24 protein-coding genes and 1 tRNA gene are annotated in these 24592 nt (G+C 65.2%); 17 read left to right on the top strand and 8 right to left on the bottom strand.

Going from position 1 to position 24592, the window contains the following annotated elements; translation table 11 throughout:
• Window positions 1-2: 2 nt before the first annotated feature.
• Both kdpC and K369_RS19360 read left to right on the top strand, forming a co-directional pair.
• Window positions 3-602 (top strand): potassium-transporting ATPase subunit KdpC, encoded by a 600-nt coding sequence (gene kdpC / locus K369_RS19365; protein ID WP_036293417.1) that lies wholly within the window; start codon window positions 3-5, stop codon window positions 600-602.
• A 159-nt stretch (window positions 603-761) separates the two neighbouring features.
• Window positions 762-1508: a response regulator gene (locus tag K369_RS19360; RefSeq protein ID WP_051949551.1), complete on the top strand. Its 747-nt coding sequence runs from the start codon at window positions 762-764 to the stop codon at window positions 1506-1508.
• A gap of 13 nt (window positions 1509-1521) precedes the next feature.
• On the opposite strand, the gene dapA is transcribed toward K369_RS19360, so the two are convergent.
• On the bottom strand, window positions 1522-2508 hold the full coding sequence (gene dapA / locus K369_RS19355) for a 4-hydroxy-tetrahydrodipicolinate synthase (protein WP_084570743.1): 987 nt from the start codon (window positions 2506-2508) through the stop codon (window positions 1522-1524).
• 607 nt (window positions 2509-3115) lie between these two features.
• Between dapA and istA the strand changes: the two genes are divergently transcribed.
• From istA to K369_RS28310, 5 genes are all read left to right on the top strand, one after another.
• Window positions 3116-4645, top strand: a complete 1530-nt coding sequence (istA, locus tag K369_RS19350) for an IS21 family transposase (protein ID WP_156967678.1) — start codon at window positions 3116-3118, stop codon at window positions 4643-4645.
• On the top strand, window positions 4635-5417 hold the full coding sequence (istB, locus tag K369_RS19345) for an IS21-like element helper ATPase IstB (protein WP_036286363.1): 783 nt from the start codon (window positions 4635-4637) through the stop codon (window positions 5415-5417). Before istA ends, istB begins: the two co-directional genes overlap by 11 nt.
• On the top strand, window positions 5329-6177 hold the full coding sequence (locus K369_RS19340; protein WP_084570742.1) for an alpha/beta fold hydrolase: 849 nt from the start codon (window positions 5329-5331) through the stop codon (window positions 6175-6177). Before istB ends, K369_RS19340 begins: the two co-directional genes overlap by 89 nt.
• 160 nt (window positions 6178-6337) lie before the next feature.
• The gene (locus K369_RS26680; protein ID WP_036293410.1) at window positions 6338-6658 is read left to right on the top strand and encodes a hypothetical protein; all 321 of its coding nucleotides are present in this window, start codon (window positions 6338-6340) and stop codon (window positions 6656-6658) included.
• Between the two features lie 14 nt (window positions 6659-6672).
• Window positions 6673-7011 carry a hypothetical protein gene (locus tag K369_RS28310; protein ID WP_371033329.1) on the top strand — a complete coding sequence of 113 codons (339 nt, stop codon included), beginning with the start codon at window positions 6673-6675 and terminating at the stop codon, window positions 7009-7011.
• Window positions 7012-7028: 17 nt separating this feature from the next.
• Here the strand turns inward: K369_RS28310 and K369_RS19330 are convergent.
• A tRNA-Gly gene (locus K369_RS19330) sits at window positions 7029-7103 on the bottom strand.
• A gap of 220 nt (window positions 7104-7323) precedes the next feature.
• On the opposite strand from K369_RS19330, the gene K369_RS19325 reads away from it, so the two are divergent.
• Window positions 7324-7614, top strand: coding sequence for a succinate dehydrogenase assembly factor 2 (locus K369_RS19325; protein ID WP_024878041.1), 291 nt, complete (start codon window positions 7324-7326; stop codon window positions 7612-7614).
• Between the two features lie 57 nt (window positions 7615-7671).
• Entirely contained in the window at window positions 7672-11193 is a 3522-nt protein-coding gene (mfd, locus tag K369_RS19320) for a transcription-repair coupling factor (RefSeq protein WP_036293407.1), read from the top strand.
• 39 nt (window positions 11194-11232) lie between these two features.
• On the opposite strand, the gene K369_RS19315 is transcribed toward mfd, so the two are convergent.
• Entirely contained in the window at window positions 11233-11952 is a 720-nt protein-coding gene (locus tag K369_RS19315; RefSeq protein WP_036293404.1) for a hypothetical protein, read from the bottom strand.
• Window positions 11953-12032: 80 nt separating this feature from the next.
• Complete coding sequence (locus tag K369_RS19310) at window positions 12033-13202, bottom strand: diguanylate cyclase (protein ID WP_036293401.1); 1170 nt, start codon at window positions 13200-13202, stop codon at window positions 12033-12035.
• 84 nt (window positions 13203-13286) lie between these two features.
• On the opposite strand from K369_RS19310, the gene K369_RS19305 reads away from it, so the two are divergent.
• Window positions 13287-14576 (top strand): dicarboxylate/amino acid:cation symporter, encoded by a 1290-nt coding sequence (locus tag K369_RS19305; protein ID WP_051949550.1) that lies wholly within the window; start codon window positions 13287-13289, stop codon window positions 14574-14576.
• Window positions 14577-14584: 8 nt separating this feature from the next.
• Here K369_RS19305 and K369_RS19300 read toward each other — a convergent pair whose 3' ends face one another.
• Window positions 14585-15445, bottom strand: a complete 861-nt coding sequence (locus K369_RS19300; protein WP_036293397.1) for a CoA ester lyase — start codon at window positions 15443-15445, stop codon at window positions 14585-14587.
• A 307-nt stretch (window positions 15446-15752) separates the two neighbouring features.
• Between K369_RS19300 and K369_RS19295 the strand changes: the two genes are divergently transcribed.
• From K369_RS19295 to K369_RS19285, 3 genes are read left to right on the top strand one after another with little or no spacing between them, the layout of a single operon-like run.
• On the top strand, window positions 15753-16472 hold the full coding sequence (locus K369_RS19295; RefSeq protein ID WP_026599717.1) for a carbonic anhydrase: 720 nt from the start codon (window positions 15753-15755) through the stop codon (window positions 16470-16472).
• A 1-nt stretch (window position 16473) separates the two neighbouring features.
• The gene (locus K369_RS19290) at window positions 16474-17352 is read left to right on the top strand and encodes a TIGR01459 family HAD-type hydrolase (RefSeq protein ID WP_036293395.1); all 879 of its coding nucleotides are present in this window, start codon (window positions 16474-16476) and stop codon (window positions 17350-17352) included.
• Window positions 17353-17411: 59 nt separating this feature from the next.
• On the top strand, window positions 17412-17888 hold the full coding sequence (locus tag K369_RS19285) for a MaoC family dehydratase (protein ID WP_018267432.1): 477 nt from the start codon (window positions 17412-17414) through the stop codon (window positions 17886-17888).
• Window positions 17889-17910: 22 nt separating this feature from the next.
• On the opposite strand, the gene tam is transcribed toward K369_RS19285, so the two are convergent.
• Complete coding sequence (tam, locus tag K369_RS19280; protein WP_036293393.1) at window positions 17911-18684, bottom strand: trans-aconitate 2-methyltransferase; 774 nt, start codon at window positions 18682-18684, stop codon at window positions 17911-17913.
• 264 nt (window positions 18685-18948) lie between these two features.
• Here tam and K369_RS24915 point away from each other — a divergent pair, with 264 nt between their 5' ends.
• A complete protein-coding gene (locus tag K369_RS24915) occupies window positions 18949-19581 on the top strand; it encodes a hypothetical protein (protein ID WP_051949417.1) in 633 nt (210 codons plus the stop codon).
• Window positions 19582-19583: 2 nt separating this feature from the next.
• On the opposite strand, the gene K369_RS19270 is transcribed toward K369_RS24915, so the two are convergent.
• The gene (locus tag K369_RS19270; protein ID WP_051949416.1) at window positions 19584-20480 is read right to left on the bottom strand and encodes a polysaccharide deacetylase family protein; all 897 of its coding nucleotides are present in this window, start codon (window positions 20478-20480) and stop codon (window positions 19584-19586) included.
• Between the two features lie 94 nt (window positions 20481-20574).
• On the opposite strand from K369_RS19270, the gene mgtE reads away from it, so the two are divergent.
• The 3 genes from mgtE to K369_RS19255 all read left to right on the top strand — a co-directional run bounded on the left by mgtE (window position 20575) and on the right by K369_RS19255 (window position 23425).
• Window positions 20575-21987 (top strand): magnesium transporter, encoded by a 1413-nt coding sequence (gene mgtE / locus K369_RS19265; RefSeq protein ID WP_036293390.1) that lies wholly within the window; start codon window positions 20575-20577, stop codon window positions 21985-21987.
• Between the two features lie 83 nt (window positions 21988-22070).
• Complete coding sequence (locus K369_RS19260; RefSeq protein WP_036293389.1) at window positions 22071-23030, top strand: GH25 family lysozyme; 960 nt, start codon at window positions 22071-22073, stop codon at window positions 23028-23030.
• The gene (locus K369_RS19255) at window positions 23027-23425 is read left to right on the top strand and encodes a hypothetical protein (RefSeq protein ID WP_051949415.1); all 399 of its coding nucleotides are present in this window, start codon (window positions 23027-23029) and stop codon (window positions 23423-23425) included. The genes K369_RS19260 and K369_RS19255 overlap by 4 nt, the downstream gene beginning before the upstream one ends.
• A gap of 172 nt (window positions 23426-23597) precedes the next feature.
• Here K369_RS19255 and K369_RS19250 read toward each other — a convergent pair whose 3' ends face one another.
• Window positions 23598-24497 (bottom strand): AraC family transcriptional regulator, encoded by a 900-nt coding sequence (locus K369_RS19250; RefSeq protein ID WP_084570741.1) that lies wholly within the window; start codon window positions 24495-24497, stop codon window positions 23598-23600.
• Window positions 24498-24592 lie beyond the last annotated feature (95 nt).

The following is a 24592-nucleotide window of genomic DNA, read 5'->3' as shown; positions in this document are numbered from 1 at the left end:
CGATGCTCTCCCAAATTCGTCCCGCGATCGTCATGATCGTTCTGTTCACCCTTCTCACGGGGCTCGCCTATCCTCTGGCGATCACCGGCCTCGCGCAGATCGCTTTCCGCGATGAGGCCAATGGCAGTCTCGTCGAGCGCAAGGGCGTCATCGTCGGCTCGCGGCTGATCGGTCAGAACTTCGCCGCGGACAATTATTTCCACGGTCGCCCCTCGGCGACGAGCGCGCCCGACCCGAATGATTCAAGCAAGACGGTCGACGCGCCCTATAACGCCGCCAATTCGTCGGGCTCGAACCTCGGCCCGACCTCGCAAAAGCTCGTCGATCGAGTGAACGCCGCGATCGAGGCGGAGTTTGCGGCGGGCCGCGTCGACATGGTGGCCGCCGACGCGGTGACGACGTCGGCGTCCGGTCTCGATCCGCACATCTCGCCCCAATTCGCGTTGGCGCAGGCGCCCGCCGTCGCCGCCGCGCGCAAGCTTCCCGAAGCCCGCGTCCGCGCGCTGATCGAGAAGCAGATCGAGCAGCGTCTCGCCGGCTTCATCGGCGAGCCGCGCGTCAATGTGCTGGAGCTCAATCTGGCGTTGGACGAGCTTCATTGACGATTGTCGAGCGCCGGACTGGGAGCGCGAACAGCGTTTTCCGGCCCGGCGCGCATCGATCTATTCATGCACAGCTGGATTGCCTTTTCGGGCGAGCGCCCGAAGGCCGAGGAGTCCAGAGAGGCGGCAGGTCAGATGCCATACAATCACGGAGCTTCGATGGTCGGAGATGGGGAGGGAGAGGACGCGCGCCGATCGCGCCAAATTCGCGTTCTCGTTGTCGACGATGAGCCGGAAATCCACCGCGTTCTTCGTCCGGCCCTCAAAGCGTGCGGCTACGAACCGTTGAAAGCAATGACCGGCGGAGAGGCTCTGAAGATGATTGCAGCTTCGGCTCCCGACGTCACAGTGCTCGATCTCGGCCTGACCGACATGGACGGAAAAGAGGTTCTACGGGAGGCGCGGATCTTCTCGGATGCGCCGATCATCATATTGTCGGCGCGTGACGACGAGGCCGAGAAGATCGCTGCTTTGGACGCCGGCGCCAATGATTATGTCGAAAAGCCGTTTGCCATCGGAGAACTGATGGCGCGGGTGCGCGCAGCGCTTCGGCATACGCCCTGCAAAGAGCCGCCGCCGTCTCGAATAGAGGCGCTCGGCCTCATCGTGGATACCGTCAAGCATCAGGTAACGAAGCACGGGATCAAGATAAATCTGACGCCAAAAGAGTATGACCTTCTCCTCGTTCTGGCGCGTCGTCCCGGCCGTCTCGTCACCCACAACGAGATATTGAGGTCGGTGTGGGGACCGGCGCATCAGAACGATCTCCAGTACCTGCGCGTTTTCATCGGAAAGCTGCGCGCCAAGATCGAAGACGATCCGGCTGTGCCCCGCATCATCGAGACCGAATTGGGCGTCGGCTATCGATTTTTGGAGTCAGAAAAGCCGTTGTCTCGGGAGGAGTAGCGGTCTCGTTTGCTCAATCGATAAGCTCTAGCTCTCTGAGCGCCGCGACAACGGCGCTTCCGGTTTCATATTTGACCGGAACGAGCGGCAGTCTCACATTCGGATTGAACCAGGGGCGTAAATAGGACAGGGCGTATTTGATCGGCCCCGGACCGGCTTCCATGCGAAAGGCCGAAAGCAAAGGCAGCAGCTGTTTCTGGATCATCGCGGCGCGAGCCCAGTCTCCGCGCGTGCTCGCCTGTTGCATTTCTGACCAGATTTTCGGAACCGCGTTGGCGACGATCGAAACTGACCCATGCCCGCCGGCCATGCGAAACATGAGGCAGGCGTGGTCGTCACCGGAGAGCCGGGCGAATTCGGAGCGCAACGAAAAGGCGTGGCGCGGGAAGCGGTCGAAATCGCCGGTCGCGTCCACGAGCCCGACGATATTCTCTATCTCCGCCAGTCGCGCGAGCGTATCCGGGCCGATGTCGACGCCTGTCCTCACCGGATCGATCCCGACGATCAGGGGAATGTCTACAGAGCGGGCGATTTCGTAATAGTGTCGGAAAAGTCCGGCGGGACTCGGCTTGTTATAGGATGGGGTGACAATGAGCGCGGCCGTGGCGCCTGCGGACTGCGCCGCTCGCGTCAGAGAGACGCTTTCGCGGGTGCAGTCGGTTCCAGTGTCCGCAACGATCGAAGCACGATTTCCGGCGGCTTCAGTTGCGAGCCGGAGGACTTGAACCCGTTCTTGAGGCGTAAGCGTCCGCCCTTCGCCCGTCGCGCTGCAGACAACCAATCCCTGGACGCCTTCATCGATTTGCCAGGCGACGAGATCGGCGAATGTTTTTTTCGCGACGCCGTCATTGTCGAAAGGGGTCACGAGCGCCGTAAACGAGGCGTGGAACGCTGGCGGCGCTTCGAGTTTAGGGCCAGCGCTCGCCTCGGGCGTCGTCCGACTGTCTTGGACAGGGGACGACAGGCGGTCCAGCTCGTTAGATGGAATCACGGGCCACATCGACCTAGCTCCTGAAGCTCAGGCGTTTGTTCGTGAAGTGGACGGACTCCGGTGGCTGGCCGGTTTCGGAGGCGACGTATTGAAGAGCCGCCAGCCGACTGACGAAAATGCCTCCCCCGCGCCCGAGATCTTCGACGGCTATCCAGCGTCCGTGTCGATCTTGGCCGACGACAAATCGCAAGTCGGAAGCAATTCGTCGAAACGGCGGTTCGATCGGGGTATTCGGAGAAATAGTCATAAGTGCGCTCACGATGCCGCGATCCGGGGTATGGACCGCGAGGACAATGTGGATCGGCTCCAAGTAAAGGGTCGATGCGGAAGAAGGCTCGTGTTCGTAAGGATCGCATAAATGCGAAGAGCGGCGCCGATCGGTCTGGGCGCGCCGCTCGCTGCACGGCCTCGGGGAAACGTCGCCGACGTCTGCGAGGCGCGTCGGGCGAGCGCTTTCAGCGCCCTGACACTTTGAGGCGCTTGTCGCAGTCGATCCAATATCGGTGTTGATTTCCACTGAGAGCTGACCCAGGCAGCACGAGTTTTTCCACCGAGAACTGACCCATGTTCGAACCTTTCCCCCTCGACCGTCGTGGGGGACCTTGGAGTGATCGACATGGAGTTATTGAGCGTCATCCGACGCTGGCGATATCGGCAGGAGTTTTCGATCCGGGAGATTGCGCGACGCACGGGGCTGTCGCGCAATACGGTGCGCAAATACCTGCGCTCGGACAGCGTGGAGCCGGGGTTCGCCACGCCCGATCGACCGAGCCGGCTCGATCCGTTCGCCGACAAGCTGGCGCACATGCTGCGTCAGGAGGCCGCAAAATCGCGCAAGCAGAAGCGGACGGTCAAGCAGTTGCACGCGGATCTGGTCGCCCTCGGCTACGACGGCTCCTACAATCGCGTGGCGGCGTTCGCGCGCGAGTGGAAGGCGGCGCGGCATCGGGAGCAGCAGACCTGCGGGCGCGGCGCGTTCGTGCCGCTGACGTTTCTGCCCGGCGAGGCGTTCCAGTTCGACTGGTCGGAGGATTGGGCGATCATCGCGGGCGAGCGGACGAAGTTGCAGGTCGCCCAGTTCAAGCTCTCCTACAGCCGTGCGTTCTTCCTTCGCGCCTACCCGCAGCAGACGCATGAGATGCTCTTCGACGCCCACAACCACGCCTTCCGCGTGCTGGGCGGCGTGCCCCGGCGAGGCGTCTACGACAACATGCGCACCGCGATCGACAAGATCGGGCGTGGCAAAGAACGCCAGGTCAACGCCCGCTTCGCCGCGATGGTCAGCCACTTCCTGTTCGAGGCCGCATTCTGCAATCCGGCCTCCGGCTGGGAAAAGGGGCAAATCGAGAAGAACGTTCAGGATGCTCGTCATCGCCTCTGGCAGCCAATCCCGAGCTTTCCGTCGCTGGCGGCGCTCAACGACTGGCTGGAGGCGCGATGCCGCGAGCTGTGGGCCGAGATTCCGCACAGCGCGCAGCCGGGGACGATCGCGGAGGCTTGGCGCGAGGAGGTTCCGCAACTGATGCAGCCTCCGCGGCCATTCGACGGCTTCGTCGAACACACCAAGCGGGTCACGCCGACGTGCCTGATCCATCTGGACCGCAATCGCTACAGCGTGCCGGCTTCATTCGCCAATCGCCCCGTCAGCGTGCGGGTCTACCCTGAGCGCGTCGTCGTCGCCGCCGAGGGGCAGATCGTGTGCGAGCACGCCCGCGTCTTCGCCCGGTCGCATGACGACAAGAGCGTGACGGTCTACGACTGGCGGCATTATCTCTCCGTCATCCAGCGCAAGCCGGGCGCGCTGCGCAATGGCGCGCCCTTCGCGGAACTGCCGGTCGCCTTACGGACGCTGCAACAGCGCATGCTCGAGAAGCCGGGAGGCGACCGTGAGATGGTCGAGATTTTGGCTCTGGTCCTACAGCACGACGAGCAGGCCGTGCTGACCGCCGTCCAATTGGCGCTGGAGGCCGGCGCGCCGACCAAGACGCACATCTTGAACCTGTTGCATCGCTTGGTGGACGGCAAGCCGGTCGACGCGCCGCCCGTGAAACCGCCCAACGCGCTGACGCTCACCACCGAGCCGCAGGCCAATGTCGAGCGTTACGACGCGCTGCGCAAGGGTCGGGAGGCGCGCCATGCGTCATAATCCCGCCGCCGGCGCCATCGTCATCATGCTGCGCAGTCTCAAAATGCACGGCATGGCGCAAGCCGTCAGCGAGCTGACCGAGCAAGGCTCCCCGGCCTTCGAGGCCGCGCTGCCGATCCTGTCGCAACTCTTGAAGGCGGAAACCGCCGACCGGGAGGTGAGATCGATCGCCTACCAGCTCAAGTCCGCGCGGTTCCCGAACTATCGCGATCTCGCCGGCTTCGACTTCGCCAGCAGTGAGGTCAACGAGGCGCTCGCGCGCCAGCTTCATCGCTGCGAGTTCCTCGAGGATGCGCATAACGCCGTCCTGGTCGGGGGACCTGGCACGGGCAAGACGCATCTGGCGACAGCGATCGGCGTCCAGGCGATCGAGCATCACAGAAAGCGTGTGCGGTTCTTCTCCACCGTCGAGCTCGTAAACGCGCTCGAAGCCGAAAAGCACCAAGGCAAGTCGGGCCAAGTCGCGGCGCGGCTCGTTCATTCCGATCTCGTCATCCTCGATGAGCTCGGCTACCTGCCGTTCAGCGGCTCCGGCGGGGCGTTGCTGTTCCATCTGCTGAGCAAGCTCTACGAGCGAACCAGCGTCATCATCACGACGAATCTGAGCTTCGGCGAATGGGCCGCCGTCTTCGGGGACGCCAAGATGACGACGGCTCTGCTCGATCGCCTCACTCACCGCTGCCATATCCTCGAAACTGGAAACGACAGCTTCCGGTTCAAGGACAGCTCGGCGAAGGCGGACAAACCTGCAAAGGAAAAGACCAAAACTTGACGACCGACTGAGCCGCAAGCCATCTTCAACCCGGGTCACTTCTCAATGGAAATCCCGGGTCAAATCTCGACGGAAATCTACAGCCCTGGCGTTGGATCGTCCGGTGGTCGCGTTCGACAACGCCGGCGTCGGCCGTTCCACGGGCGAGACACCGGACAATGTCGCGGCCATGGCCCGCGACGCCGTGACATTTCTCGACCTTCTCGGCTTCTCGAAAGTCGATCTGCTAGGATACTCGCTCGGCGGCTGCGTCGCTCAGCAGATCGCGGCCGAACACGGCTCGCTCGTCCGGAAGCTGATCCTCGTCGGCACAGCGCCACAAGGCGGCGAAGAGCATTTGCTGGCGGTTCTCGAGGAGGCGTTCTCCCATACCGAAGCGCCGGATCCGCGGCTGCCGCTGTTCTTTACTCGATCGGCGGCCAGCCAAGCCGCTGGCAGGGCTTTTCTCGATCGAGTCTACGCCCGGAAGGAAGATCGGGACAGCGACAACGGCAGCGCCGTAACCGATCCACAGGCGAAGGCGCTGATCACCTGGTGCGCAACGCCAGATCCCGGGCACGCGCTCCTACGAGCGATCGAGCAGCCCAGTCTGGTGGTGAGCGGCAGCCATGACACCATGCTGCCAGCGGGCAACGCTTATGCGATGTTCAAAGCGATGAGCAATGCTCAGCTCATTCTATATCCCGACTCCGGCCATGGAGCACTCTTCCAGCACCACTCGCTGTTCGTGAGCCAAGCGCGAGCATTTCTGGACGCCTAGACTAGGAGCGTAATGAAGGTGGGCGATACGGAGCCCCGATTAAATTGGGACGCGCGACGCCGAATAGCTGTGACCGTTGTCGTGTCGCTCTCAAGGCGGCTCTGCTTCACTCTCGGTGCAAGCCGCGATTTTGCTCCCGCGCCTTCGATCTGGGCGAGAGTTGGCCGGCTTTCCGAGCGGCGGTTCGAAAGACGACGTTCTCGACGCACAGACAAAAGCCGACGCACTCGATCCCTTTCACGACGGCCTCGCCGGCTTCTTCGACCAATCAATCGATGACGCCATTTTCGGCAAGTCCTCGCCGATGGCTCTTACCGACAACCCCTTATCGGCCTATACAGAAACTCGGCGGGCTTCCCCCTTGCTGGCGCTTGGTTTCCTCGAATTTTACATCGACGACGTTCTCTCTGCTCAATTCGCTGACGGCGGTACTGGAGGTTGCATAGCCAACATCACAATCCGAATCTGGACGACGGCTTGAATCGCCGCTTGCGTGTGCGAGCGGCCGAACACAGCCACTCCGCGGGAAAAAAAGCGCGAGAAATCCGGCGGGAGGCCGTCAGCGGGGTGAGCGCACCGAAAAATGTCGGGCGATTCACACCCGCTTTGGCTATCGGCGGCGTGGAGCTGGAGCTTCCCGCACACGGCCAATGCAGGAACCGCCGACATTCTCGTGAACGATGCCGTCACCGCGGCTATATGGTCTCCGAGCCAAAGCGGCCGAAACCCTCGCCCGGCGGTTTTGATCCGAGTGCATGGATTCCGCTTCGAGCAGTCGAGAGTTCAGGTATTCTAAGCAGAAACGGCCCCGAAGGGCCGTTTTCAACTTTCTGATTTTAATTGAGATTTTTTGGAGCGGGCGAAGGGATTCGAACCCTCGACCCCAACCTTGGCAAGGTTGTGCTCTACCCCTGAGCTACACCCGCATCCGTGTCGCGGCGACGCGACGGGGGTCCTTATGCCGTAATCGAAGCGTGATTGCAACTGTCTCGACGACAGTCTCGCACGGCTTCGCACAGGCTGTGGATGATCTATCTTTTCCGCGCCGGCTGCGCTAATTCCTGCGGTCTCGCGCCGGCGCCCGAAATGGCGGCCCGGCGCGCGCATTCTTGTACTTAGCCCCTGTCCGCCCGCGGATTTCCGCCCTTGAGCCACTCGACGCCAGACGATTCCGACATTCGCCGCAAGCGCATAAAAATTCGCGCCTGGCGCCGCGGCATGCGCGAGATGGACATATTGATGGGCCGTTTCGTCGACGCCACGGTCGATTCTCTGCCCGAGGCCGAGCTCGACGATCTCGAAGCGCTGCTGGACGCCGAGGATGACGTGGTCTTCCGCTGGCTGTCGCGCGCCGAGCCGGTTCCCCCACGCTACGACACGCCCCTCTTCCGCCGGATCGCGGCTTTCCACACCCATGAGAAGCCGATCGATCTTTGAGAGCATGCTCCGCGAGAACATGCGAATTCGAACAGCGATAAAAAGCCCGACCTTCCGATGACCGATCTCAAATCCGCGGTCGCCCGCCTGGAAAAAGGCGACAAGCTCCGCTTCGTGAATGTCCCGGACGGTTTCGACGCTTTCGTCGCCGCCGATCTCACCCGCGCGCTGGCCCGCGTCGCGGAAGGACGGCCGGCCGTCTTCGTCCATGTGGCGCGCGATGCGCAGCGCTCGGCGGCCTTTCGCGAGGCGCTGCGATTCGCCGCGCCCGAGGCGGAGGCGCTGGATTTTCCCGGCTGGGATTGCCAGCCCTATGATCGCGTCTCGCCCAACGCAGCGATTTCCGCCCGCCGCATGACGGCGCTGGCGCGCCTCGCCCGCTCCAAATCCTCGGCAGAGCGGCCCCGCGTCGTCATGACCACGGTGGATTGCCTGCTGCAGCGCGTGCCGCCGCTGGAAAATGTCGCCGCCGACACATTTTCCGCCGCGCCCGGCAATGTCGTGCGTCTCGACGAGCTGGCGCTGTGGCTGGAGACAAACGGCTTTCTGCGCTCCTCGACCGTGCGCGAGACCGGCGAATACGCCCAGCGTGGCGGCATCGTCGATCTCTACGCGCCGGGAATGCCGGGGCCGATCCGCCTCGATTTCTTCGGCGACACGCTCGAATCGATTCGCAGCTTCGATCCCGAGAGCCAGCGCACCACGGGGCAATTGCGCTCGCTCGATCTCGTGCCGATGAGCGAATTGCGGCTCACCAGCGACACGATGCGGCGCTTTCGCCAAGCCTACACGACGCGCTTCGGCGGACAGACGCGCGGCGACGCTCTTTATGAGGCGATCAGCGAGGGCCGCCGTCATCAGGGCGCCGAACATTGGCTGCCGCTGTTCTATGCGCGCATGGGCAGCGTCTTCGATTATGTGGGCGAGGCCCCGCTGCTGCTCGATCCGCTGGTGGAGGAGGCCGCCGGCGAGCGGCTGACGCAGATCGCCGATTATTACGACGCGCGCAAATTCGCCTATGACGCCGCGCCGGCCGATTCCAATTACAAGCCGCTGCCGCCGGACCAGCTCTATCTCACCATGGAGGAATGGCGCGGCAAGCTCGAGGGGCGCAGCCTCGCGACCTTCTCGCCCTTCGCCGCGCCGGACGGCGCCGGCAAGGAGACGGTGGATTGCGCCGCGCGCGCCGGCCGCGATTTCGCGCCCGAGCGCAATGACGAGAACGCCAATGTCTTCGAGGCCGCCGTCGCCCATGTGAAATCGTTGCGCGCCGCCGGTAGAACCGTCGTCGTCGCCGGCTGGTCGGACGGCTCCTGCGAGCGTCTCGGCAGCGTGCTCGCCGAGCATGGGCTGCGCGATCTCAAGACGGTTTCCTCTCTGCCCGCCGCTCTGGCGCTCGGCAAGGGCGCGGCGGCGCTGGCCGTGCTCGGCGTGGAGCATGGCTTCGAGACGGAAGGCCTCGCCATTCTCGGCGAGCAGGACATTCTCGGCGACCGCCTCGTGCGGCGTCGGCGCAAGACCAAGCATACGGAAAATCTGCTCGGCGAGGTCGCCGCGCTCTCGGCCGGCGATCTCGTCGTGCATGTCGATCACGGCATCGGCCGCTTCATCGGCCTCGAGACGATCACCGCCGCCGGCGCGCCGCACGACTGTCTCGAGATTCACTATGCCGGCGGCGACAAGCTCTATCTGCCGGTCGAGAATATCGAGCTTTTGACGCGCTACGGCTCCGAGGATACGGAGGCGGTTCTCGACAAGCTCGGCGGCGTCGGCTGGCAGACGCGCAAGGCGCGGATGAAGAATCGCATTCGCGAGATGGCCAAGGGCCTCATCGCGATCGCGGCGCAGCGCAGCCTGCGGCAGGCGAATAAGCTCGTCCCGCCGGAAGGGCTCTACGACGAATTTTGCGCGCGCTTCCCTTACGACGAGACGGAGGATCAGGCCGCGGCGATCGAGGCCGTGCTGGACGATCTCGCCTCGGGCCGGCCGATGGATCGGCTCGTCTGCGGCGACGTCGGCTTCGGCAAGACGGAAGTGGCGCTGCGCGCCGCCTTTTGCGCGGCGATCAACGGCCGCCAAGTGGCCGTCGTCGTGCCGACGACCTTGCTCGCGCGCCAGCATTACCGAACCTTCTCGACGCGTTTCTCCGGCCTGCCGATTCGTATCGCGCAATTGTCGCGCATGACCAATAGCGCCGACACGCGCCTCGCCAAGGCCGGCATTGCGGATGGCACGGTCGATATCGTCGTCGGCACCCATGCCGTGCTCGGCAAGGCGATCTCATTCAAGGATCTCGGCCTCGTCATCATCGATGAGGAGCAGCATTTCGGCGTCGGCCATAAGGAGCGCTTGAAGGAGCTGCGCGCCGAGGTGCATGTGCTGACGCTCTCGGCGACGCCCATTCCGCGCACTTTGCAGCTCGCCATGACCGGCGTGCGTGAATTGTCGCTCATCGCGACAGCGCCGGTCGATCGCCTCGCCGTGCGCAGCTTCGTTTCTCCCTTCGATCCGCTCATCGTGCGCGAGGCGCTGCTGCGCGAGCGCTATCGCGGCGGCCAAGCCTTTTTCGTTTGCCCGCGCATAGAAGATTTGGAAGACGCCGCCGCATTTTTGCGCGAGGCCGTGCCGGAGGCGAAATTCGTCATGGCGCATGGGCAAATGGCGGCCGGCGATCTCGAAGAGCGCATGACGGCTTTCTACGAGGGGAAATTCGACATTCTGCTCTCGACGACGATCGTCGAGTCTGGGCTGGACATTCCGACGGCCAACACGCTCATCGTTTGGCGCGCCGATATGTTCGGCCTCGCGCAGCTCTATCAGCTGCGCGGCCGCGTCGGCCGCTCCAAGACGCGCGCCTATGCGCTGTTCACCACGCCCGCGAACAAGACGATCACGCCGCAAGCGCAGAAGCGTCTCGAAGTGCTGCAGAGCCTCGACACGCTCGGCGCCGGCTTCCAGCTCGCGAGTCACGATCTCGACATTCGCGGCGCAGGCAATCTCTTGGGCGAGGAGCAGTCCGGCCATATCAAGGAGGTCGGCTATGAGCTCTATCAGCAGATGCTGGGCGATGCGATCACTCTGCTGAAGGCCGGCATAGAGGAGCCGGAGGAGGAGGCGTGGTCGCCGACCATCGCCATAGGCGCGCCGGTGACGATACCGGAAGATTACGTTCAGGATCTGACGTTGCGCCTGCAGCTCTATCGGCGTCTCTCGACATTGGAGACGGATCAGGACATCGAATCCTTCGCGGCGGAATTGATCGACCGTTTCGGCCCGACGCCGCCGGAAGTGGAGCTGCTGCTCAAGATCGTCGCCATCAAGGCGCTGTGCCGCAGGGCGCATGTGGAGAAGCTGGAGGCGGGGCCGAAGGGCGTCATCGTCGCCTTCCGCGACGGCAATTTCGCCGATCCCGCCGGCCTCGCGCGCTATGTGATGGAGCCGAGCACGCAGGCCAAGGTGCGGCCGGACATGCGAATCGTCTTCATCCGCGATTTCGCCGATATGAAGAGCCGTCTCGAGGGCGCGCGCCGCATATTGCGCACGCTGGTGTCGATCGCGGAGAAGAAGAAGGCGGCGTGATCTCGTCGCGCTCATGCGCGACGAGCCCGACAGCCTCGGTCAGTGGCCGCCCTTGGCCTGGTGATAATTCTCCACATTGGTCTGGAAATCGGCGACGCATTTTTGCGGAATCTCGTCGGCGATCTCGGGCCGCGCGTCGAAGCAGTCGCCGAGCATTTCCGGGCCGGGCGCAAAGCCCTTGCAGAGCGAGACATAGATGGCGTTGCATTCGCGGGACAGCTTTTCCTCCAGCGTTCTGGCGACGAGCATGCCGTCGATCAGGTCGCGCGCCTCCTCATTCGTCTTCGCTGCGCCGATGACAACGGGCTCGCCGCGCAGATCGAAGACCATGAGCGTGGAGGCCGCGGCGCCGTCGGCGCGCTGATAGGCGACGCGCACGATCAGCCCGGCTGGCGCGCCGGCGGGATCGAGCCGCCACTCGGCCTGCTTCGCGCCCGTGACATTGGGAAAATTGCCGAGCGAGAAGGCCGAGGCCATGGGCCGCTCCAGCGAATAGAGCGTCTTGCCGCGCTCGAGCACGAGGAAGCTGCGCGGATCATCGTCCACGACATAGACGGAAAAGCCGCCGACGCCGGCGCAGCGGAAAATCGCGGTCCTGTCGCCCCTCGCCAGCGTGCGGCTCGCGAGCTTCAGCCGATCGACCGCGGGGCAGTTCTGGAGAGAGCTGTATTGCGACTTCGGCTCCGCGGCGGGGGCGGCGCAGACGCGCGAGGCGAGAGAGGCGAGAGCGAGAAGGGAAAGGGCTATTTCGCGGATCATTCCGGCTCGGCCTTTCGATGCGACATGGGGCGGCGACAATATAGCGAGCGACGAAGGGCGGCGCGACGATCAGCTCTCGTCTAGCTATGGATCTCCTTCACGCCCGCCCCGCGGGCGAGACAGACACGATCACGGCCCAGCGTCTTGGCGCGATAGAGCGCCTCATCCGCTCGGCTCATCGCCTGGGAGAAGGTTTCGTCCGCGGCGATTTCGGCGACGCCTATGCTGACGGTGATCTGTGGCAGGCGCGGCGTGGCGTGCAGCGCCGTCGCCTGTCGGATCGTCTCGGCGATGCGCCGTCCTCGAGCGAGCGGCGCGTCTGCCAGGAAAACGACGAACTCCTCTCCTCCCATCCGGCCGGCGAGCGCGCCTTCGGGAGTCGTCAGCCGTAGTAGCGCGGCGAAATATTGCAGAACCTCGTCGCCGACCGCATGGCCGAATCGATCATTGACCCGCTTGAAATGATCGAGATCGAGGAGAACGACGGTCGTCGGATAGCGCCCGGCCTTTGCGCTCGTGAGCCGGGGCGCGCAAGCGAGGTCGAATCCGCGCCGGTTCAAGAGCCCGGTCAATTGATCGGTCTCCGCCGCGCGGCGAGCCTCGGCGATCGCCTCCTGCGCGACGATGAGCAAGGTGAGCAGCCCGGCCGCGATCAGCAGAACGCCCGTCGCCGATTGCGAGGCGATCGCATAGGAGCTGGCGACATATTCGCTCGGCGTGCGGCCGACGCCGAAGGCGGCCGCGAAAAAGGGCTTCGCAATGAAATGCGCCGCGATCAGCCCATAGAGGCCGGCGAGCGCCACTTCGAGCGCCCCGCGTCGGCTCGCCAGCAGGATGATCCAGCCGCAGCAGGCGGTCGCCAGAGCATAAGGCGTCTGATAGACGAGGTTGAAGGCGAGACTGTCCTGCGGCCATTCGCCGATCGCCGCGCCGCTGAGCAGCGCGGCGAAATAGAGAAAGGCGATGGCGCTCCAGCGCGGGCCGCGACCATAGAAACGGGCGAGAGAGGCCGTCATCAAAAATAGGCCCGCGCAAAAGCCCACATAGTTCAGCGCGCCGAAGAAATCGGGCCAGAGGCCGAAGCGAATGACGAAAAGGCTCAGTGGGGCCACCATTCCGAGCATATAGCTCGCGGCGAACCACAGCGCCCGGCGATCGGCCGGATTGGTCAGCGCGACGAAGGCGAAGCTCGCGGCGAACAGCGCCGCGATCATTATGTTGACGATGAGAGCGAAGGACGCGCCGAGCATGGGACTCCCGAGACGCCGGGAATAGACCTATAAGGTTGACAATTCGCGTCATTTTCATGTCGGCGCTCATTGGAGGACGAAAGATTGCGATCGAATGAGACAGAGACGACGACCGGCCTCATCGCGCATTGGCGCGCCATTCCGCTCTATGCGCGCATCATTGTCGCGGTGGCGCTCGGCGTCGTCGCGGGCCTCGCGCTCGGCGATTCGGCGCATATCCTCGGGACGCCGGCCAAGCTCGTCCTGCGCCTGCTGGGCGCGCTGGCGCCGCCGCTCATCCTGCTCGCCATCGTGCAGGCGCTCATGCGCGCGCATCTCGGCGGCGGGCAGGCGCTGCGCCTCGTCGCTCTGCTTCTCACCAATACGCTCGTCGCGATTCTCATCGGCCTCGCCGTTGCGAATGTGCTGCAGCCCGGCGCCTGGACGACGGCGGCGCCCGCCGCCCCTGCGGAGAAAGCCGCGGCCGTCGGCGCCGATCCGCTGACGCAATTTCTCGACAGCGTGCCCAAGAGTCTTCTCGGACCTTTCGGCGACAATGGCGCGGTGATGGGCGTCATCTTCATCGCCGTCGCTTTCGGAATCGCGTTGCGTAGGCTGCGCACGCATGAGGTGCGCACGGTGGAGGATCTCGTGCATGTGGCGCTGACGAGCCTCATCGCCATTCTGCACTGGATCATCGATGTCGTGCCGCTCGCCGTCTTCGGCCTCATCGCCAGCATCGTCGGGGTGAAGGGCTTTCGCGATTTTTTCGCGCTCGGCGGATTCTTCATCGCCGTCGTCACCGCGCTGGCGCTGCAATTCCTCTATTACGCGCTGCGCATCAGGCTCGGCTCATGGGCGAGCCCGCTGCATGTGGTCGCCGGCATGCGCGATGCGCTGCTGATGGCTTTTTCGACCGGCAGCTCCACGGCGACCATGCCTTTGACCTATCAGCTTCTGCGTGAAAAAGTGGGGCTGCGCGAGCAATCGGCGAGCATGGGCGCGCTGGTCGGCTCCAATTTCAACAATGACGGCACGGCGCTCTATGAGGCGATGGCGGCGCTCTTCGTCGCGCAATTGCTGGGATTGCAATTGACGCTCGGCCAGCAATTTCTGGTGGTGCTGACCTCGGTCGTCGCCTCTGTGGGAGCGGCCGGCATTCCAGAGGCCGGTCTCGTGACCATGACCATGGTGTTCCGCGCCGTCGCGCTGCCGACCGACTATATCGCGCTGCTGCTGACGGTCGACTGGCTCTTGGATCGCTGCCGCACGGCGATCAATGTGATGGGCGATGTGACGGTGAGCTGCCTGCTGGACGGCAAAACGCGGGCGAGCGAAGCAGGGGCAGACGAAACAAAGGAAGGCGAGGGCGCGTCGCCCTCGCCTCTCCGATAGGCCGCCGCTCAGGCCGCGGCGTAGAGCGCCAGCGTGCGCCGCGCGCCGTCGAGGTGCAGGCGCTCGACCATGCGGCCGTCGATATGGGCGACGCCGATCGCCGCATTCTCCGGCGCGTCGAACAGCTCGACGATTCTGCGCGCGAATTCGATCTCGGCCAGCGAGGGCGCGAAGACCTCGTTCACCGTGGCGATCTGGCCCGGATGAATCAGCATCTTGCCGTCCATGCCGAGGTCGCGGCCCTGCTCGGCCTCGCGGCGCAGCCCGTCGAGATCATTGAAATCATTGTAGATGCCGTCGATGATGTCGACATTGTGCAGACGCGCCGCCAGCACCGAGGCGGAGAGCCAGGCGACCAGCGCCGGACGGCCCGGCGTCAGTCGCGCCCGCGTCGATTTGGCGATGTCGTTCGGCCCCAGCATCATGGCGGAGAGCGGCGCCTCCTCGGCTGCGCTGGCGATTTTCTCAATGTCGAAGAGCGCGCGCGGCGTCTCGATCATCGCCCAGAGCGTGGTGTGGGCGGGGGCGCCGGCGGCTTTCATATCGTGCGCGGCGCGCAGAATATCCTCTCGGCTATTGGCCTTGGGGACGACGATGGCGTCCGGTCCCGCCGCGGCGACGGCGGCGATATCGGCGGCGTACCAGGGCGAATCGAAGACGTTTACGCGCACGATGATCTCGCGGGAGCCATAGCCGCCGCCCTTCACCGCGGCGACGACCTGCTCGCGCGCCGTCTCCTTGGCGGCCTCGGCGACGCCGTCCTCGAGCTCGAACATCAGCACATCGGCTGCGAGCGTCTTGCCCTTCTCCAGCGCTCTGGCGTTGGAGCCCGGCATGGCCAGCACGCTGCGTCGCGGTCGCGAAATCATGGCTCTCTTTTTCTCCCCTTGCCTCGTCGGTCGCGCTCCACAATAAAGGAGCCGCCGCCGGCGCGCCATCGCCCGGCTGTCACGATCTGGCGATCACATGCGGAAGCCGGAAATGGAGCGCGCCACCCTCCCCTTCAGGGGGAGGGTCGGACGGCGAAGCCGTCCGGGGTGGGGTCGAGCCCGAAGAGTCGGGGCGTCACCCCCTCCCGAGCGCCTTCGGCGCTCGACCTCCCCCCTCGAGGGGGAGGTGGAAACGCCTCATCGGCCGATGATTCTGTTGATCGTTTGCGCGTCACGAGGAGCGAATATGACCGAAGCCGGCCCGACAGAGCAGCCCGGCGACATTCTCCCCGCCCATCTCGAGAAGGGTTACGAGACCTTTCTCGCCGGGCGGTTTCGCAGCGAGCAGCAGAGATTCCACGAGCTGGCGGCGGAAGGCCAGAAGCCGCGGACGATGGTGATCGGCTGCTGCGATTCGCGCGTCGCGCCGGAAGCGATCTTCGACGCCGGGCCGGGCGAGCTGTTCGTCATTCGCAATGTCGGCAATCTCGTGCCGCCCTATGCGCCGGACAATCAATATCACGGCACTTCCGCCGCGCTGGAATATGCGGTGATGGCGCTGAAGGTGAATCATCTCGTCATTCTCGGCCACGCTCAATGCGGCGGCGTGCGCGCCTATGCGGAGAGCCAGGCGGATCCCTATACGCGGCCGCTCTCGGCCGGCGATTTCATCGGCAGCTGGATCAAGCTGCTGGCCCCGGCGGCGGAGCGCGCGGGCGCCATTCCAGACCCTCTCACGCCCGATTATGTCGAGCGGCTCGCCTTCGAATCGATCAAGCAGGGCGTCGCCAATCTGCGCAGCTTCCCCTGGATCGCGACTTTGGAGCAGCGCCATTATCTCTCGCTGCACGGCGCCTATTTCGGCGTGATGGACGGAAGGCTGCTGGCGCTGGACGAGGCCACGGGCCAATTCTCGCAGGTCGCCCCGCAGGCCCACGCCGCCGCCTTCGCGCAGCCGCGGTTCTGACATGTCGATCCCGCAGATTTCCGGCCTGTCGCAGCTCGCCGATCGCTATGACGCGATCCTCTGCGACGTCTGGGGCGTGCTCATCGACGGGCGCACGCATTTTCCGGTCGCCGCCGAGGCGCTGGAAAAATTCCGCGCCCGCGGCGGCAAGGTGGCGCTCGTCACCAACGCCTCGCGGCCGAGCGAGGAGGTCCGCCGGCAGCTCGACGGGCTCGGCCTGCCGCGCGCCGCCTATGACGATCTCGTCAGCGCCGGGCAATTGACGCTGGAGCAGATGGTCGCGCGCGACGGCGAGGCCTGCCATCATCTCGGCCCGCCGCGCGACAATGGGCTTTTCGAGGCCGCCGATCGGCTGCTCGGCGGAAAATTCCGCCGCGTCCCGCTCGAGGCCGCCGATTATGTCGTCTGCACCGGGCTCATCGACGAGCGCCGCGAGACGCCGGACGATTATGCGGGAACGCTGGAGCGCATGCGCGCGCGCGGCCTGCCCATGCTCTGCGCCAATCCCGACATTGTGGTCGGCATCGCCGGCGAGCTGGTCTATTGCGCCGGCGCTCTGGCCGAGCGCTACGCCGCGCTCGGCGGCGAGGTGGTGATGGCCGGCAAGCCCCATCCGCCGATCTACGCCGCCGCTCTCGGCCGCATCGCCGCTCTCGCCGGCGAGGCTCCCGCCCGCGTTCTGGCGATCGGCGACGGCGTGGCGACGGATTTGCTGGGAGCTTCCCGCGCCGGCCTCGACTCGCTGTTCTTGACCGAGGGCGTGCATCGCGACGAGCTCTACCCGCCGCCGGACCGCCGGCTGGACGCAGCCGCAATGGGGGCGCTTCTGGCCGGGCCCGGAGTCAAACCGGTTGCATTTGCGCCGTTTCTGGTGTGGTAGATGGAGAAACGGCCCGGCGGCCTCTTCCGCCCGGGCGACAAATGCCGGTGACCGCATCCATGTCGACGCCCTTCAAGACCTATTATTTCGAAGACCTCGCCGTCGGAATGCGCGAGACCTTGATGAAGGCCGTCATGGACGACGACGTGATCGCCTTCGCCGATCTCTCCGGCGACCGCAATCCGATCCATCTGTCGGACCATTTCGCCAGCAAGACGCGCTTCGGCGAGCGCATCGTGCATGGTCTCTACACGGCCTCGCTGATCTCCACCGTCATCGGCATGTATCTGCCGGGGCCGGGCGCGGTCTATTTGTCGCAGACGCTGAATTTCCGCGCCCCGGTCAAGATCGGCGACGTGATTCACGTCGTCGTCGAGATCGTCGAGCTGATCGAGAAGGGCCGCCGCGCCCGCCTGCACTGCGAGTGCCTGGTGGACGGCAAGGTGGTGCTGGACGGCGAGGCCTGGGTCATGGTGCCGAGCCGCGAGCAGGCGACCCGAGCCGCGCAATTGGCCAAGCCCGCCGCCTCCGCCTGAGCCGCGGCGCGCTCGCGGCGGCTCATTTGCGGCGCGCCACGATGAACAGCCGCGGAAAGAGCAGCAGAATCTTTCCATCCGCCCGGCGCGGATAGGCGTCGGCGAGCGCCGCTCGATAGGCGGCGACGAAGCCGCGCGCCTCCTCCTCCGTCAGCGGCGCGAGAAGCGGGCGCAGCCCCGTCGCTCTCACCCATTCCACGATCGCGTCCGTCCCCGCCAGCGGATGGGCGTAGGTCGTGCGCCAAACATCGGTCTCGCAGCCCGATTCGTGCAGCAGATCGTAATAGGCCTCGGCGGAGAGGATTTTCGTCCGAATCGCCGAGGCGTCGCCGATCTTCTGCGCCCAGGGGCCGGCGGCCGCGGCCTCCCGCATCAGCCGATGGCTCGGCTCGTCCTGATTGTCGGGCATTTGCATGGCGAGGACGCCGCCGGGCGCGAGCGTTGCGACGAGGCGCGGAAGCAGCGCGCGATGATCGGGGAGCCATTGCAGCGAGGCGTTGGCGAAGAGGAGATCGGGCGCCGCGTCGGGACGAAAATCGGCGATGTCCGCCAGCGCGAAATCGGCGGCGGGGAGGCGCGCGCGGGCGGCGGCGATCATGTCCGGCGAAGAATCGACGCCGAGCAGACGGGCTGTGGGAAAACGCCCGGCCAGCAGTTCTGCGCTATTGCCCGGCCCGCAGCCGAGATCGATGATGAATCCCGGCGCCTCGAGCGGAATGCGAGCCAGCAGCTCGCGCGCGGGCCGCGTGCGTTCTGTCTCGAAAGTCGAATAGAGAAGCGCATTCCAGTCGGCCATGATCGAACCCGCTCATCCGTCGCGGCTTCTGCGAGCCCGGCTCGCTCGGCGCCGCTCGGCCGCATCCTCTTCCGCCAATGCGGCGAGGATGCGGTCTTCGGCTCTATCGCGCGCGAGCTTGCGCGTCGCAGACACGGGGCGGCCCTTCCAGCGCCGAACTCGCGCCCTTTTTCGCCGCCACGCTCACGTAGGAAACCTCTTCGGCGCCAGCATGATAGAAAACGAGACGCGGCAATGTGGGACATGAGGCGAGGAGACAGGGGCATGAGCGCGGGCATGAGCGTCGGACCTGCGCTGTCCGGCGCCCTATTGGCCGTCGGCCTCGCCGCCACCACGGCCATGGCGGGGGATCTCGGCTATCCGGCCTCGGCGCTCGGCGAATTTTCGAGCAAGCCGCGCAGCGCCTTCGACAATGCGCCGCCGCTCGCCGCGCCTTTCGTCCCGCCGGCGGACCCGGAGCCGACGGCGACCACGGCTCCGGTCCAAGCTCCAGTCCAAGCTCCAGTCCAAGCTCCAGCCCGAGCTCCCGTCCGAGCCCCGGTCCGAGTTCCCGCGCCGCCTCCGGCCGCCGCCGCGCCGGCGCCGGTCGCCGAGGCCGAGGAGCCGGCGCCGCCGCCCTCCGATCTGGCCCCCGCTCCTGCGGGCGCGCTCGAGGAATATGAGGCGCGCTGCTTCGTGAAGCTCCAGGGCCGTGTCGTGATCGCCAAGTCGTGCCGTATCCTGCGTGAGCCGAAGGAGGTCATCTTCGAGATCGACGAAGGCCCGCTGACAATCAAGCTGCGACAGGGCCGGGTCTGGACCGCGCGGCTCAAGGATCGCGATCTCGGCAATGTCTACCAGACCGGCCCCTGCTGGGGCGCGAAGGGCTTCTACGCCTGCGACCGCGGGAAGCTCTGATTTTACTGCGATTTGACGCCCCGGCCTTCTTCCTGCGGCTCGCTGCGCAGGCCCTTGGGGCCGAGCGTCTTGGCGATGATCGCCTCGGTCGCCGAGGTCCAGCCGGGCTTGGCGTGGACGATCGGCGTCGGTCCTTCGCCGGGGACGATGTGAATGAGGCGAAAGCCACGCGCTTTCAGCTCGCGGAGAAAATCCGGCATCATCGCCGCAGTCGAAGGCCGCGGATCGTGGAACAGCACGATGCCCTTGCCGGCCGCCTGCAGCCGCGACATCACCAGCTCCAGCTCGGCGCGCGGCGACATTTCCTGCCAGTCCGAGGCCCACAGATCGGCGCCGAAGACCGAGACGTCGCGGTCTTCCAGCCAGCGCACCAGCTCCGGCGTGTCGGCGAAGCCGGGAAAGCGGAAGAAGGGGAAATGCGGGCTATCCGCGGGCGGAAAGCCTGCGGCGGCGTCGACGGCGCGGAAGCCTTTTTCTATGTCCGCCTGCGCCGCATCCTCGTTCATCAGCCGCAGCGTGCGGGCGGGGTGGCTGTAGGAATGATGTCCGGCGTTGTGGCCTTCGGCCACGATGCGCCGGACCAATGCCGGCGCTTCCGCCGCATGTGAGCCGACGAGAAAGAAGGTCGCCCGCGCGCATTCCGCCTTCAGCGCATCCAGCACGCGCTCGGTCGCGCCATGGGCCGGGCCGTCGTCGAAGGTGAGGACGACCTCGTGATCGGCGAGCGCCAGCGTGCGCGGATAGGTCTGCAGGCCGAGCGCCAATCCCTCGCTTCCGTCGATCGCGATCGTCCGCGAGACGCCCAGCGCCTGCGCGCCGCATTCGGCCGCGCCGGCGGCGGCGGGCGAGAAGGCGAGCAGAGCCGCAGTAAGACGAAAGAGAGTCGAAAGAACATGCATAGGCGGTTTGCTTTCCCGGCGTGGCGCGTTATGGGAGCCCTGTCCCGGTCTCGCCGGCCCGTTGGCTCCCCTCGCGCATCGATCAGGCCCCCATATGTCGCAAGACCATGAAAAATCGGCGCCTGCGGAAGGAAATTTTCGCGATGAGGAAACCGGCGAGCCGCGCGCCGATTTCGTCGCCGCGGTGGAAGAAGCCATCGCCGAAGGCGATTCCGGCCATGTGAAGGAGCTGGTCTCCCCGCTCCACGAGGCGGATGTCGGCGCGCTGATCGAATTGCTCGATCATGAGGAACGCCCGCGCCTCGTCGAGCTGATGGGCGACGAGTTCGATTTCGCCGCTCTGACCGAGGTCGGCGAGACGACCCGCGAGGAAATCCTCGAGGAGTTGCCGGTCGCGACGCTCGCCGAGGCGATGCGCGAGCTCGAGAGCGACGACGCCGTCGCCATTCTGGAGACGCTGGAGCCCAAGGAGCAGGCCGAGGTCCTGGAGGCGCTGCCGGCGCAGGAGCGCATCATTCTGCGCCGTTCGCTGGAGGCCGCCGAGGGCACTGCCGGGCGCCTGATGCAGACGACGCTGATCGCCGTGCCGCCCTTCTGGTCGGCGGGCGAGGTGCTGGATTTCTTCCGCGCCACCGAGCCGGACGAGCTGCCGGACAATTTCTTCGAGGTCTTCGTCGTCGATCCGGCCTATCGGCTGCTCGGCACGGTTTTTCTCGACGCGCTGGTGCGCGCCCATCCCAAGACGCGCGTCGAGGAGATCATGCAGGCGGACCGCCGCCGCGTGCAATTCGACGAGGACACCGAGGAGGTGGCGCGCCTCTTCGAGCGCTATAATCTCGTGTCCGTTCCCGTGGTGGACGAGGCGGAGCGGCTCGTCGGCGTCATCACCATCGACGATGTCGTGGACGTCATTCAGGAGGCGGCCTCCGAGGAGATCAAGGCGCTCGGCGGCGTCAGCCCGGACGAGGAGCTGACCGACAGCTTCTGGTGGATCGTCAAGAGCCGCTTTCTCTGGCTGCTCATCAATCTCGGCACGGCCTTCATCTCGGCGAGCGTGCTGAAGACCTTCGAATCGCAGCTGCAGCAAATGGTGGCGCTGGCTGTGCTCGCGCCAATCGTCGCGAGCCAGGGCGGCAATTCGGCGACGCAGACGATGACGGTCACGGTGCGGGCGCTGGCGACGCGCGAGCTCTCCCGCTCCAACGCCATGCGCATCATATTGCGCGAGCTGGCGACAGGGGCCTTCAATGGCGCGGCTTTCGGCCTGATCACTGGGCTCGTCGCGGCCAATTGGTTCCAGAGTGTCGGGCTCGGCCCGGTGATGGCGATGGCCATGTTCACCAATCTCGCCGCCGGTGCGCTGGGCGGCATTCTGGTGCCCATGCTGCTCGAGCGCTGGAAGGTCGACCCAGCCGTCGCCTCCAGCGCCTTCGTCACTACCGTCACCGATGTCGTCGGCTATGGTTCCTTTCTGGGCATAGCCACGTTATGGTTCCGCCTGGGATGAGTCGCGCGGCTGAGCCGGTGGCGAATCGCGCCGGCTTTGGGGAATTAACGCTTCGTTACCGGCTTGCGGGATATTTTCGCGCAATGCGATCGAACGAGATTTTCGCGGCTGCGGCCGCCGTCCTCCTCTCCACGGCCCTCTCCGGCTGCGGCAGCGCCGTGGATCCGTCCTATAGCGCGCGCCCGCGCTTTGCGACCAGCGCGCCGCTGGTCAACGCGCGCAAGGACCCGACCTATCTCGCCTATGCGGTGCCTGAGTCGCAGCTGCACGCCTATCCGGCGACGCGCAGCGCCGAATTCTCGGTGCACGGCGTCGATGTCTCCAAATATCAGGGCGACATCGACTGGCAGGCGGTGAAGGAATCCGGCGTCGGCTTCGCCTTCATCAAGGCGACTGAGGGCGGCGACGCGCTCGACTCCAAGTTCCAGCGCAATTGGGCGGCGGCCAAGGCGGCCGGCGTGCCGCGCGGCGCCTATCATTTCGTCTATTGGTGCCGGCCCCCGCATGAGGAGACCGGCTTCTTCAAATCCGTCGTGCCGGTGGAGCCGGACGCGCTGCCGCCTGTGCTGGACGTGGAGGCGACGCCCACCTCCCGCAGCTGCAAGCGCACGCTCTATCGGGACGAGGTGCTGCGCGACATGCGCGTCATGCTCCAGGATATGGAGCGGCATTACGGCAAGAAGCCGATCATCTACAGCTCGGTGGATTTCTATCAGGCGATCCTGCATTCCGGCGCGCTGGCGGAATATCCGATCTGGGTGCGCTCGACGAAATATCATCCGGCGGTGCGCTATGGCGACCGCAAATGGACCTTCTGGCAATATCGCTCCGACGGCCATGTCCCCGGAATTTCCGTCGCCGTGGATCAGAACACATTCAACGGCAGCCATGCGCAATGGCGGGAATGGCTCGCCGATCAGACTGGGCTGAAGGCGCAGCCGGTCGCCACGGCGGCGGCCAAGCCGATCGACGATCGCAGCCTGGAAAAGCTGATCGAGGAAGACCCGGCGATGCTGCCCTCCGCGATGAAGAACGCGCAGTGATCCCCCGCCGGGCGGCGCGCGCGCGACCCTTTTGGCTCGCCCTCGCGGCGACGTTCCCCGCCTTCGCGGCGTCCGGCTGCGAGGCCGGCGATCCTTCGCTCGCCGGCCATTATTATCTCAGCGGCGTGATGGAGACCGGCTCCGAGCTGCTGCTGCGGCCGGACGGGCGCTTCGACTATATGCTCGCCTATGGCGCGCTGGACGAGATCGCCTCCGGCTGCTGGTCGCGCCGGGGCGATGTGGTGACGCTCGCCGTCTCGAAGTTCGAGGCGAGCATGGACGATCCGATGAAATTCGATCGGCTCGAGCTCGCCGTCACGCCGCGTGGCGGCCTATCGCGGCGCTTCGAAGGCGGCCGAACCGGCGTCTATTCGCGGCCGCGCGGCGGACGTTGAAAGCGCTCGGAGCTGCGGGGCCGTTTTGAAATTCGCGTTTTGACCCGAAGCGGACTTTCGGCTGACAAAAACTTACGCGATCGGTGTCGCGATCTCCGCGTTCGCTGGCTAGCGCCACGAGGGGCGTGAAATTTGCGGCCGAGCAACGACCTATTTCCTTTGCAACCGGCTATCAGGCGGCTGCAATGATGCGATATTTGCTGGGCGGCACGCCATGATACTTCCTGAAGGCTCGGCTAAATGCGGCCTCTGACTGATACCCGACTTCCGACGCCACGACCCCGAGTGGCAGTTTGCCGGCCTCGAAACGCCGAGCAGCCAAAGTCATGCGCCAAGCTGTAAGATAGCCCAACGGCGTTTCGCCAACCCGTTCGGTGAAACGCCGTGCAAAGGCCGCCCGAGATAGTCCGGCCTGCTCTGCCATCGCTTCGACGGTCCAATCGGACTGAGGGGCGGCGTGAATGGCGCGGAAAACTCGGGCCAGTTGCGGGTCGTGCATCGCAGACAACCAGCCGGGGCCGTGTCCTGCCTTTGCCGCGGCGTTACGAAGGACGTAAATCAGCAAGCCGTCGGCCAGTCTTTCAACCAACATTTCATTGCCCTGGCGATCACTATCCAGTTCGTCAGTCAGAAGCGCCGAGAGCGCTACGATTCCGCGGTCGTGCTCAATGTCGGCTGCCTTGAGATGCACAAAGGGGAGCAAGGCCGCCGCACCGATCTGGGCGCGGATCGCATCGGGCCGAAACTGTCCGCAAAAGATTTCCGTCGCTCCATCAGGCTCGGCCACATCGAAACGACGGCGGGCGAACTGCTCGACAGGTTCGGCCAACGTCTGCGGACTGTCGACGACTTCGTGCGCAGCGCCATCGCTCAGGACGACCAGGTCGCCCTCGGCGAGCTGCGTAGTGGGATGCCCGTCGATCCGCAGCCAGGCTTCGCCTCGCCGGATCAGATGAAAGGCGAGCGCCGAGCCGGCTTCAAGCCGAAAGCCCCAGCGGCCGCAGGTCACACTCCGCGCCAAGTGATATTTTGGATGGGAGAACATCTGTAGCCAGTCGTCGAGCACATTCACAATGACCTCCTTGGCGAGACGATCTGCAATTATATCGAGCGTTTATATCATTGCACGTCTTCCTGCTGCAGTTCAAATTGGAATGGCAGACACGG

Origin of the sequence: Methylosinus sp. PW1, from assembly GCF_000745215.1 — a bacterium.
Lineage (GTDB): Bacteria > Pseudomonadota > Alphaproteobacteria > Rhizobiales > Beijerinckiaceae > Methylosinus.
The sequence above is the reverse complement of the archived record's forward strand: the minus strand, read 5'-3'. Positions and strand labels throughout refer to the sequence as shown.

Excerpts from the sequence above, each read along its gene's own strand:
- K369_RS19285 (WP_018267432.1), top strand. The coding sequence starts at position 17,412 with ATGTCGACGCCCTTCAAGACCTATTATTTCGAAGACCTCGCCGTCGGA.
- kdpC (WP_036293417.1), top strand. The coding sequence starts at position 3 with ATGCTCTCCCAAATTCGTCCCGCGATCGTCATGATCGTTCTGTTCACC.
- istA (WP_156967678.1), top strand. The coding sequence starts at position 3,116 with ATGGAGTTATTGAGCGTCATCCGACGCTGGCGATATCGGCAGGAGTTT.
- K369_RS19315 (WP_036293404.1), bottom strand. The coding sequence starts at position 11,952 with ATGATCCGCGAAATAGCCCTTTCCCTTCTCGCTCTCGCCTCTCTCGCC.
- K369_RS24915 (WP_051949417.1), top strand. The coding sequence starts at position 18,949 with ATGAGCGCGGGCATGAGCGTCGGACCTGCGCTGTCCGGCGCCCTATTG.
- K369_RS19295 (WP_026599717.1), top strand. The coding sequence starts at position 15,753 with ATGACCGAAGCCGGCCCGACAGAGCAGCCCGGCGACATTCTCCCCGCC.
- K369_RS19360 (WP_051949551.1), top strand. The coding sequence starts at position 762 with ATGGTCGGAGATGGGGAGGGAGAGGACGCGCGCCGATCGCGCCAAATT.
- mfd (WP_036293407.1), top strand. The coding sequence starts at position 7,672 with ATGACCGATCTCAAATCCGCGGTCGCCCGCCTGGAAAAAGGCGACAAG.
- K369_RS19300 (WP_036293397.1), bottom strand. The coding sequence starts at position 15,445 with ATGATTTCGCGACCGCGACGCAGCGTGCTGGCCATGCCGGGCTCCAAC.
- tam (WP_036293393.1), bottom strand. The coding sequence starts at position 18,684 with ATGGCCGACTGGAATGCGCTTCTCTATTCGACTTTCGAGACAGAACGC.
- mgtE (WP_036293390.1), top strand. The coding sequence starts at position 20,575 with ATGTCGCAAGACCATGAAAAATCGGCGCCTGCGGAAGGAAATTTTCGC.
- K369_RS19270 (WP_051949416.1), bottom strand. The coding sequence starts at position 20,480 with ATGCATGTTCTTTCGACTCTCTTTCGTCTTACTGCGGCTCTGCTCGCC.
- K369_RS19310 (WP_036293401.1), bottom strand. The coding sequence starts at position 13,202 with ATGCTCGGCGCGTCCTTCGCTCTCATCGTCAACATAATGATCGCGGCG.
- istB (WP_036286363.1), top strand. The coding sequence starts at position 4,635 with ATGCGTCATAATCCCGCCGCCGGCGCCATCGTCATCATGCTGCGCAGT.
- dapA (WP_084570743.1), bottom strand. The coding sequence starts at position 2,508 with ATGTGGCCCGTGATTCCATCTAACGAGCTGGACCGCCTGTCGTCCCCT.
- K369_RS19290 (WP_036293395.1), top strand. The coding sequence starts at position 16,474 with ATGTCGATCCCGCAGATTTCCGGCCTGTCGCAGCTCGCCGATCGCTAT.
- K369_RS19260 (WP_036293389.1), top strand. The coding sequence starts at position 22,071 with ATGCGATCGAACGAGATTTTCGCGGCTGCGGCCGCCGTCCTCCTCTCC.